The following is a 10,272-nucleotide window of genomic DNA, read 5'->3' as shown; positions in this document are numbered from 1 at the left end:
GGAGATCGAACCACGCGGCCCCATCGAGACCGAAGCAGCCCGCCGCCTCGCCGACGACCTCAACGATCAGTAATCAGCTAATTACCCCACACTTTCTGAGCCGGGCGGTCCGGCAACTGGAGGCCGACCTCGGTGCGCTGCTGCTCGTCCGCTCGCCCTCCGGCGTCGCGCTCACCGCGGCGGGCGCGGTGCTGCTGGAGGAGGCGCGGTCGCTGCTGGCCGGCGCCGAACGGGCCCGGTCGCGGGTGGCCGCGGCGGCCGGGCGCACGGGCCTCACCGTCGGCATCCTGGGCGACGGCACCGATCCGGGGGTGTCCCGGTCGGCGGCCGCCTTCCGCCGCAGCCGTCCGGACGTCGACGTCCGGGTCCGGGAGACCGACCTGACCGATCCGACCTGCGGGCTGCGCGCCGGGCTGGTGGACGTCGCGCTGACCAGGGCGCCGTTCGACGGGACGGGCCTGGCGGTGCGCACGCTGCGGGCCGATCCGGTGGGGGTGGTGGTGCGCGCGGACGACCCGCTGGCCCGCCGCGAGCGGCTGCGGCTCGCCGAGCTGGCCGACCGGCGCTGGTTCAGGTTCCCGCCGGGCACCGATCCGCGGTGGCAGGCGTACTGGCACGGCGGCGTCCCGCGCGAGGGGCCGGTGGTCCGGGGCGTCCAGGAGTGCCTGCAGGCCGTGGTGTGGAGCGGCACGATCGGCCTGATGCCGCTCGGGCACGAGCTGCCCGCCGAGCTGGCCGTGGTGCCGCTGGTCGACCTGGCGCCGAGCAGGGTGGTGGTGGCGTGGAACGAGGGCAGCGGCGACCCGCTGGTCCGCGCGTTCGTCGAGACGGCGACGGCCGCGTACCGCGCCTGAGCCCCGGCCCGCGCGGGCCCGCCACGCCTCGGCGGCCCTGCAGGCCCTGCCCTGCTTGCGGTACTTGCGGTGCTTGTGGTGCCTCCGGTACTTGCGGTGCTTGCGATGACCGGGCTTGTAGGGCTGGCCGTGCTTGCGCGGCTCAGCAGGCTCAGCAGGCGCAGGAGATGCCGGAGCGCGGGGCGGTCAGGTCGTCGATCGGGCGCTGCTCGGTACCGGCGGCGGTGTCGTAGGCGAAGCCCTCGCGGGCCCAGTACTCGAAGCCGCCGAGCATCTCCTTGACCCGGTAGCCGAGCCGGGCGAAGGCCAGCGCCGCGCGGGTGGCGCCGTTGCAGCCGGGGCCCCAGCAGTAGGTGACCACGGTCAGCGACGGGTCGATCGACTCCGGTGCCCGCTCGGCGATCTGCGCGGTGGGGAGGTGGACGGCGCCGGGGATGTGCCCCTGGTCCCAGGCGGCCTTGCTGCGGGTGTCGACCACCACGGTGCCGGGCACGCCGGCGGCCAGGTCGGCGTGGACGTCGGAGACGTCCGCCTCGAAGGCGAGCCGCGCCGCGTAGTGGGCGGCGGCCGCGGCCGGGGCCGCCGCGGGGACGCTCAGGACGGCGCTGGTGACGGTAGCGGCGGTGGCGGTGACGTCGGCGGCGGACATGGAGGTGCCTCTTTCTGACGGTGCGGGGTTCCGGGGCCGGGGCTCCGGGTGCTGCTCCGGAGCGGGTTCCGGGGCCGGTGGCCGGTGGCCGTTCCGGTCGCCCGGTCGGCGACGGCTCCAGTCTCGCGGTACGCGCACCCGCCCCACGAGTGGCGTGACCGCCTACGGCCGTCAAGATCCCGCCAGCCCGGCCGCCAGCCCGCGGTGCGCGCTGTCCCGCGCTCACCGCTCACCGCTCCCCGTTCACCGTCTCGCCTCCGTCTCCCCGCGCAGGCGGGCGAGGCCGGTGTCCAGGGCGGCTTCCAGGTGGGTGGTGGCGCCGGTGGCCATCAGGATCAGCACACCGCCCTGGATCCCGGCCAGCAGCGCGGCGGCCTCCCGCTCGGCGTCCAGGGTCGGGGCGGCCGTGCCGTCGTCCTGCAGGTGGCGAACGCCCGCAGCGAGTTGGCGCTGCCACTGGGCGAGTAGTTCGCAGGTGACCGCCCGGGTGGCGTCGGTGGCCCCGCCGAGCTGGGCGAGTGCCGTGTGCAGGGGACAGTTCACGCCCTGGGCGCGGTAGCGGGCGATCACCTTGTCACGCCACCGCCACCAGGCGTCCCAGGAGGTGAGGGAGCCCAGCTCGGGCTGCTGGTCCTCGATCACCCGGGCCGCCTCGTGGCGGGCGACGGCGAGCAGCAGGTCGTCCTTCCCGGCGGGGAAGTAGTGGAAGAGCTGGCTCTTGCTGGTCGCGGTGCGGGCCATCACGTCTTCCAGCCGCACAGCGAACACCCCGTGCTCGCGGATCTGCTCGGCAGCGCCTTCGACGATGCGCTGCCGGGTGGCGGCGCCCTTGCGGGTCAGCGGCACGGTTCTCCTCCGGTGGGGCGGGACGGTGGTTCAGGGCAGCAGGAGCAGTTTGCCGGTGGTGCGGCGGGATTCGAGGTCGGCGTGCGCGCGGGCGGCGTCGGCGAGGGGGTAGCGGCCGGTGATCCGTTGGACCAGCCGCCCGTCCCGGACCAGGTCGAACACCTCGCCGGAGCGCCGCACCAGGGCCTCGCGGGTGGCGACGTGGTGGTGCACGACCGGGTAGCTGAGCAGGATGCTGTTGGGCAGGTCGGTGGGCCGCAGGGTCGGAACGCCCATGAACGGTCCGTAGTAGGCGTGCACGCCGTGCGGGCGCAGCGAGAGCTGGGAGGAGCGGAAGGTGTCCGCGCCGCCGCCGTCGTAGACCACGTCGGCCCCGCGTCCGCCGGTGAGTTCGCGGATCCGGTCCTCGAACCCGGCGCCGGAGTGGACCAGGACGTGGTCGGCCCCGGCCTCCGCCGCCACCACCGCCTTCTCCTCCCGGGAGACCAGGCCGATCACCCGGCCGCCGCGGGCCCTCACCAGTTGGGTGAGCAGCCGACCCACGCCACCGGCCGCCGCGTGCACCACGGCGGTGCTGCCGGGGGTGACCGGGTAGGTCTCGGTGGTCAGGTGGTTGGCGGTCAGGCCCTGCATCAGCAGGCCGCCGGCGACCTCGTCCGACACTCCGTCGGGCACCTTGACCAGCGCCTCCGCCGGGACGGCCAGCAGTTCGGCGTAGCTGCCGGGGTGGTAGAACCAGGCCACCCGGTCCCCGGTGGCCAGGCCGTCGACGCCCGGGCCGAGCTCGGTGACGTACCCCATCCCCTCGACGCCCAGGCCGGTCGGCGCCGCCCAGCCCGGTCCGCCCTGGGCACGGGCGCCGACGTCCATGTAGTTGACCCCGGCCGCGCCCAGCCGCACCAGCACCTCCCCCGGGCCCGGTACGGGGTCGGGCAGTTCGGTCCAGCGCATGGTCTCGGGGCCGCCGTGCTCCTCGATCCGGATCGCGTGCATGGGACAGCCTTCCTGTTCGGGCCCGGTGGCACCCGGGCACGCTCAGCACGCTAGGCAGCGAAAAATGGACCAGCAAGTCCAGAAAAGCGCGCCCAGGTGCGGCTGGCAGCCCCGGGCTGCTCGGCGGGCGCAGCCTGCTCGACGGGCCCGATCTGTTCGGCGGGCTCGGCGGGCTCAGCTTGCTCGGCGGACTTGGGGAGCCCAGCGTGCTCGACGGGCCCGATCTGTTCGGCGGTAGCTTCCACGGCGCGCAACGTACGGAGGAACTCGCGTCCGGCCTCGTGCCGGGTGTGGTCGTGGCGGAGCGCCGGGCGGCCGGTGGGGCCGGCGCCCCACAGCAGGCGTCCGGCCTCGAAGCCGACCTGGGTGCGCCCACCAGCCCGGGTGCGGCTCGTCGCCGTGACCCGCCTCCGGGCGCAGACCACGAACCCGGCGGGTCCGCCGGACTCCAGGACCAGGTGCAGCAGCGGACGGCGGACGGCGGACGGCGGACGGCGGACAGGATCGTGGTATCCGGCCCGTCGCGTGGGCCAGCAGTCGCGCGCGCCCGTCCGGGTCGCGCCCCCGGACGGTCAGCGGGTCGAAACTCTGCTGCAGGTTCATCGCCACCACTTCCCCGAACCAGGCTTCGACTGTCTCCTCCCCTCGTTCCAGGCCGCGCCGCGCAGCAGGAGCGTCATGTGGCTGACGGCGTAGTGCCAGACCCGAAAGCGCCGCCGCACGGTGAACGCCGGTGCGCTACCAGGGATGTGATCACTCGTCTCCCCGTGCTCCTCGCCACCCTCCAGCCGGAGAACCCCCGCACCCTTGCTCGTCCTCTCAGATGCTCCCGGCGCCCCAGCAGGCGTACCCCCGTTCCAGTTCGGCGGCGTACTGCCGCAGGTCGAAGCGGACCTCCTCGATGGCGCCGCCGTCGACCCCGGGGTACATCAGACCGCTCCACACCACGTTCCGCCCCCGCAGCCGGACCCGGATCTCGACCTCGGGCGCGTCGCTCCCGTCCCGCCCCAGCGCGGCCACGTTCACGGTGCGGGCCCGGTCGGTGGGCCAGAGCGGGCCGCCGGGGCGGAGCAGCAGGCCCGGCGGTGCGCCGGCCGCACCGACGTGGCTGCGCGTGATCAGGTCGAGGCCGTCCACGAAGAGGTACGTGTGCACGGCCCCGCACTGCGGCGGCCCCGGGCAGACACCGGTCAGCAGCGTGCTGACCCGGCCCGGTAGCGGGCCCTGCCCTTGCCCCTGTCGCCGCCCGGGACTGCCGGGACTGCCGTCCGCACCCGCCGGGAGGGCGCGCACCGTGCGCGGAGGTCTACGCGGCACCGGGCCTCCCGGGTGCCCCGACCGTCCCGGCCGGCCCGGGTGTCCCGGATCCGTTTCCGGGCTGCGGGGGCGGGGCGGTGACCTGGGCCTGGGCCTGGTGGGCGGACTTCGGGCCGTCCAGGGTCCAGAGGTGCACGACGCCGTCCTGCGCGGACTTGGTGAACCAGGTACCGTCGCCGAGCCCCTGGACGAGGCCGGTCACCGGGAAGGGGTAGTGCACCTGTGCGGTCACCCGGGGTTCGGCGTGGTCCGCGAACTCCGCGAGCCAGTGCCGACCGGTGCCGTGCTCGTCGTCGCTCTCGGCCGTTCCCACGATGGCCGTCTCCTCGTCGAGGAACCCGCCCGTGTAGTCGAAGTAGACCTGTGGTTCCTCCCAGTAGTCGGGAGCGGGGGCGGGATCGGGGGCGGGAGCGGGGTTCGGGGTGGCGTCGGGGTGCGGGGGCAGCAGGTCGGCGGGCAGTGCCGCGCTCACGGCTCCGTCGGAGGTCCGGTGCACGGCGAGGCGGTTCTGGGCGTGCGTCACGGTCAGCAGTCGGTGGCCGGAAGCGCTGACCGCGAGCAGGACGAGATCCTCGTCCTGGAACCGGTCGACCGCGATGCGGGCCCCGCCGTTCCAGCGGCCCCACCGCAGGGGGGTGCCGTCCTGTCCTTCGCCGAGGCTGAGTCCCATCTGCTGCGGGTCGGGATGCGGCACGTGGAACGAGCCGACGGCTGCCGTACCCGTCTCCGTCCGTGCCAGTACCGTGCCGTCGGTGGCGTCGAGGACGAGCCACTCGTCCGTCGATCGGCCCGCCCCCGGGCCGTCCTGCACCAGCGGGCCCCGGACGTGGGCCCACACCAGGGCGCCGTCGGCGGAGAAGGCCACTGATCCGCGGCCCCCGTACCGGTGTTCCCGGCTGCTCAGGTGCTCCCCGTCCGCTTCGTGGCCGTCGCATCCGGCCCAGCAGCGGTGCCGGACCTCCCAGCGGAGCGCCCCGGAAGGGTCTACCGCCCGTAGCGCGTACGGTCCGGCGAAGACGGCGAGGTCACCGGCGGGAGCCACCGCGTACTGGCCGACCCCGCGCGGCCACGGTGTCGGGAACCGGGTCTCCGCGACGACCCGCGCCGGATCGGAGCGGTCCAACTCCCGGACCACCACCTCTGCGTCCCCCCGCTGCACCAGGCGCCGCCGCCCGGCCGTCACTTCCACGGACGGCCCGTCGTCCGGCCTCGCGTAGGGGAAGGGGGCGGCGCAGGTGGCGACCAGACGGGCTGTCACGGTCATGGTGCTGTCACGGTCGTGGTCATGACGGTGTTCCGGAGCGGCGACGGTTTCTTCGGCGCCGTTCCGGGCCCGGGCACCGGCGCCGTCCCCGCCCGGGGCCGCCGGGTTCCCGTCCCCGGCGGCGACCGGGGCGCGGTAGACCAGCAGGTACCGCCAGAACAGGAGCCTCCGCACCCGGGCACCGGGCAGCAGCACGGCAGCCTCCCGCGCCGTCTCCGCGTAGGTCATCGTCGGTGGTTTCACCGGCGCCCGGACCGCACCCGGCCCGACCGGGGCGGTGCCGCGGAGCCGCTCCGTGAGCGCGACGAGGGCGCGCGCGACCGCGTTGACCGGGACGGCGGCCAGGCTCCACAGCCAGTCCGTCCGGGACTTCTCCGGGTAGCAGCCCAGCACGACCAGCACCCCGCCCGGGGCCAGCGACTTCCGCAGCGCCCGGACGGTGTCGAACGGCACGTGGTGGAGGCTGGCCAGACAGGAGACGAAGTCGTAGTGGGCCCTGGGCAGTTCACTCCGGGTCACGTCGGCGTGCCGGAAGTTCGGCGCCCCGTCGCCCGGACCACCGCCCGCCCCGGCGGCGGTCAACTCCCGTGCGGCCTCGATCGCCTCCGCCGAGGGATCGAGCGCGTCCACCTCGATCCCCGACGCGGCCAGTCGCCGGGCGAAGCGGCCCGTCCCGCAACCGACGTCGAGCGCGGTGCGGCAGCCGGACGGGAGCTGGCGCAGCAGGAGGCGGTGGTAGTGGTCGTTGTGGTCGAAGGGCATGGCAGTGACCCTGCCACAGCCCCGCTCCCTCTCCATGGTGGATTCCGCCGTTTCCCCACCACTCCGTCCCCTCCGCCGATCGCCCGTCCGCACCACGCCGTTCACCGTGCCGGGCCGCGTCGTGCTCGGCGACACCGTGCTCGGCAACGCCCTGCTCGGCAGCATCGCACTCAGCAGCATCAGCAGCAGCCGCATCGGGCCCGACCGCGTCTGGGACAGCCGCGCCGGGCCAGGCGGCATCAGGCCCGGCCGCGCACTACGGGAACGGCGGCCGCGCACTCCCGCTCGGCCTTGGCGGCCAGGACGGCCGCAGCCCGCATCACCGCCTGCCTGTCGCGGCCAGGTGATACGGCGCCGGACCTGCCGGACAGGCACACAGCGGTGGCAACGGCCCAGCTCGGCGACGCCCGCGGCCCGGCCGCGCGGGAGGCGATGACGCGGGGCGTCGCCGGCCCGCACCGCTCCGGCGCACGGCAACTCGACGCCGTCCGGCGCGTGTTGGAGTGGCAGGAGCGCGAGAAGGCGTGCCCAGAAGGAGTTTGGACGGCCGAGCCGCACGGGCAGCGGCACGGGCCCACGAGAACTGATCACTTGAGCAAGGATTCGCATGCCCCCAAAGTAACGAGGCGAGCACCGAGCGTCACTCATGCCAAGTACCGTCTTGTTGGTGCACCCAGCCTCACCGAAAAGACGGTAGGAGGCTCCAGAGACAGAGCCCTTGCGATCGGCGAACCTTGGGATCGACGACGCCGGCCAGATGCCGGTGCCGCCCGGACAGGACGACATGACGCCGAGTCAGGAAGTGGAGGAGCCGGTGATGGACGTTCGCGCAGTGCTCAACAGGCCCGGGCTGCGTTGGGGTGCAGCCGTGACGGCGATGGGTGCGGCGGCCTGCTCCTGGTGGGCGCTCGGCCCCGCGCGCTCTCCGTCCACACGACACCGGCGGCTGGAGTCGCCGCCGCGGCCGCAGCCCGGCGAGCGGGTACGGGCCCGGGAGACCGGGCCGGATCCGGGGCAGCAGCCCTCGCGGCCGACACCGCGCCTCGGCCCCGAGGAACGGCTCGCCCCGACCCGTGGCCAGCAGGAGCGGCTCGACCACGTACCGGCCCCCGACAGGTGGGTCGTGGTCGGCGGCTCCTCCGACCGGTGCCGAACCCACCACACCAACTTCACCGCCCCGCAGGCCGCGGATCCGACCGGCCCACCCTTCACCCGCACTACCCATCCGAAGCCGTACCACTCCGCCAGGGGCCGCCACACCCCGCCGTCGGAGGCCCACATACCGGGGGTCTGCGCACCGGGCCGCTAGCTGACCGGGGATGGTTCCGCGACAGCGGTACGGCCGCCAAGCGGGCTGGTAGATTCCCGGACAGGCCGGCTCGCACGTCCCGCGTCCCGCCGCGGCGCGTCACGGTCGGGGAGATCGGGGAGGCACTCTTGGCCGCAGGACGGGTACTCGCCGCGCGCTACCGGCTGGACGAGCTGATCGGCCGTGGCGGCATGGGCCAGGTCTGGCACGGGTGGGACGCGGCGCTGCGACGCCGGGTGGCCGTCAAGCTGCTGCACACCGACCTGCACGACCCGCGCGGCACCGAGCTGTTCCTCAACGAGGCCCGGCTCGCGGCCGGCCTCGGTCACCCCGGCATCGTCACCGTCCACGACCTGGGCCACGAACCGGACGGAACGGCCTACCTGGTAATGGAGTTGCTCACCGGCACCGACCTGGCCGTCCGACTGCGGGCGGACGGCCCACCGCCGCTCGCCGAGGCCGTGGGCTGGACGCTCCAGCTCTGCGACGCGCTCGCGTTCGCTCACGCCGCGCGGGTGGTTCACCGGGACTTGAAGCCCGCCAACCTGTTCCTCGCCCGGAACGGACGGCTGAAGATCCTCGACTTCGGCATCGCCAAGCACCGCGAGGGGCGATCCGACTCGCACAGCCGGGTGATGGGCACCATGGCGTACATGCCGCCGGAGCGCTTCCACGGCCGCTCCGGCGACCACCGCGGAGACCTGTACGCGCTCGGCTGCGTGCTGTTCGAGTTCCTCACAGGGCGCCCACCGTTCGGCGCGGGCGACCCCGTCCCGCTGATGCTGCGTCACCTGTCCGAACCGGCCCGGCCTCCCGGCCACGAAGCCCCCGGCCCGGTCCCTCCGGAACTCGACCGTCTGGTCCTCGACCTGCTCGCCAAGGATCCGGACGAGCGCCCCCGGTCGGCCAGCGAGGTGATCGACCGGCTCCGCCGGCTCTCCGGCTTCCCCGCTCCCGCCCCCGCCCCGGAGGTGCACTTCCCGGCCGACCGGAACACCGTTCGCCTGCTGCCCCAGGCCGATCCAGCCCGGGTCGATCCAGCCCGGGTCGATTCGCCGCCCATCGGCCCACCTCCGGCTGCCCTACCGACAGCCGTGACCGCCCCGTTGCCCGCACCCGCCCCGACCCTCCTGGCGGACACCCTGCCGGCCACCGTCCCGGAACCCGGTCCGCACGCCGAGGAGTCGGTGTACGTCGACTGGATCCGCACCCTGCACGCCGCCGGTCAGCTCCCGTCACCAGAACGGATGCTGGCCCGGCACGGCCGCGGTTACCAGTCCGGCGCCTGGGTCGCCGCGGTGGCCGGGGCCTGGCCGGCCGCGAGCCTCGGCACACTGCTGGCCACCTACGAGAACGCCCGGCTCTCCCGCCTCGCCAACGAGATCGTCCGCAGCATCCCCACCCACCGTGAACCCGCCGAACTCCCCGCCGTCCTGGCCGGACTGCGCGCGGCCGACCAGCAACTCCGGCTCAGCATGCTGACCGCCGCGCTTGAGCCAGGAGCCCCTGGCCCACACATCCCGCCCCCGGCGCCACCAGTGGCATCGTCCCTGACACCACGCCCGGTCGTTCCCGGCACGGCGGGCCGTACCGAGTTGTACGCCAAGCTCGCCCTCCGCACGCGCGCCGTCGAGGCGGAGCGCACCGCACTGCTCGCCCGGCTCGCCCGCGGGGTGCGTACCCTCGCCACCCGGCCCGTGGTGCCGCCGTTCGCGGCAGTGGTCGCGGCGGTGGGCACGCTCACCGCCGCAGGAGACGCGGACGAGGCCGCGTTCCTCGACTGGATCAGGGCGCAACCCTCCGGCCCGGCCCGTTTCCGGGCCGAGTGGCTGCCCACCCTGCACCAGGTCAGGCACTCGGGGATCTCACCGGACGACCTGGTGTCGGCAGTCGCCCGGGCCTGGCCGGCGGCCGAGCTCGGCGCGGTGGTGGCCGCGTTCCACGCCTCCGGACAGTTCGCGGTCGCGGCGCAACTGGTCCGGCTGGCCCCGTCGGTGCGCGCGCCCACGGAGTTCCCCGATCTGGTGACCGGGTTCCGTCGGGCGGGCCAGCACGGTCGGCTGGAGGTCCTGCTCTGGGAAGTCAGCCGGTCGGCCCCGCTGTCCGTGGCGGCCGCCGCAGCGGCTCTCACCCTCGCCAGGGAGCACGACGCCGCGACCGCAGTCCTGCGCCCCCGCTCGATGACACTGGCGGAACACCGGAACCTCCTGCTCAACCGGAGCCCGCACCACTGACCGCACCGCCCCGACCCACCACAACCCGACCCACCCCAGCCCGA

General features: G+C 74.6%; 7 protein-coding genes. 2 read left to right on the top strand and 5 right to left on the bottom strand.

The window, feature by feature from the left end:
• Positions 1-65: 65 nt before the first annotated feature.
• Positions 66-854 carry a LysR family substrate-binding domain-containing protein gene (locus ABD345_RS30635; RefSeq protein WP_344556867.1) on the top strand — a complete coding sequence of 263 codons (789 nt, stop codon included), beginning with the start codon at positions 66-68 and terminating at the stop codon, positions 852-854.
• 151 nt (positions 855-1,005) lie between these two features.
• Here the strand turns inward: ABD345_RS30635 and ABD345_RS30630 are convergent, their stop codons facing one another.
• The 5 genes from ABD345_RS30630 to ABD345_RS30610 form a co-directional block, all read right to left on the bottom strand.
• Positions 1,006-1,503 (bottom strand): rhodanese-like domain-containing protein, encoded by a 498-nt coding sequence (locus ABD345_RS30630; RefSeq protein ID WP_344556863.1) that lies wholly within the window; start codon positions 1,501-1,503, stop codon positions 1,006-1,008.
• A 243-nt stretch (positions 1,504-1,746) separates the two neighbouring features.
• Positions 1,747-2,349: a TetR/AcrR family transcriptional regulator gene (locus tag ABD345_RS30625; protein ID WP_344556861.1), complete on the bottom strand. Its 603-nt coding sequence runs from the start codon at positions 2,347-2,349 to the stop codon at positions 1,747-1,749.
• Positions 2,350-2,379: 30 nt separating this feature from the next.
• Positions 2,380-3,342, bottom strand: a complete 963-nt coding sequence (locus ABD345_RS30620; protein ID WP_344556859.1) for a quinone oxidoreductase family protein — start codon at positions 3,340-3,342, stop codon at positions 2,380-2,382.
• An 819-nt stretch (positions 3,343-4,161) separates the two neighbouring features.
• On the bottom strand, positions 4,162-4,497 hold the full coding sequence (locus ABD345_RS30615; RefSeq protein ID WP_344556857.1) for a hypothetical protein: 336 nt from the start codon (positions 4,495-4,497) through the stop codon (positions 4,162-4,164).
• Positions 4,498-4,648: 151 nt separating this feature from the next.
• Complete coding sequence (locus ABD345_RS30610) at positions 4,649-6,685, bottom strand: methyltransferase domain-containing protein (protein WP_344556855.1); 2,037 nt, start codon at positions 6,683-6,685, stop codon at positions 4,649-4,651.
• Between the two features lie 1,437 nt (positions 6,686-8,122).
• Here ABD345_RS30610 and ABD345_RS30605 point away from each other — a divergent pair.
• Positions 8,123-10,228: a serine/threonine-protein kinase gene (locus ABD345_RS30605; protein WP_344556853.1), complete on the top strand. Its 2,106-nt coding sequence runs from the start codon at positions 8,123-8,125 to the stop codon at positions 10,226-10,228.
• The last annotated feature ends 44 nt before the right edge of the window (positions 10,229-10,272 follow it).

Origin of the sequence: Kitasatospora saccharophila (genome assembly GCF_039529925.1) — a bacterium.
In the GTDB taxonomy this organism is placed as follows: Bacteria; Actinomycetota; Actinomycetes; order Streptomycetales; family Streptomycetaceae; genus Kitasatospora; species Kitasatospora saccharophila.
The sequence above is the reverse complement of the archived record's forward strand: the minus strand, read 5'-3'. Positions and strand labels throughout refer to the sequence as shown.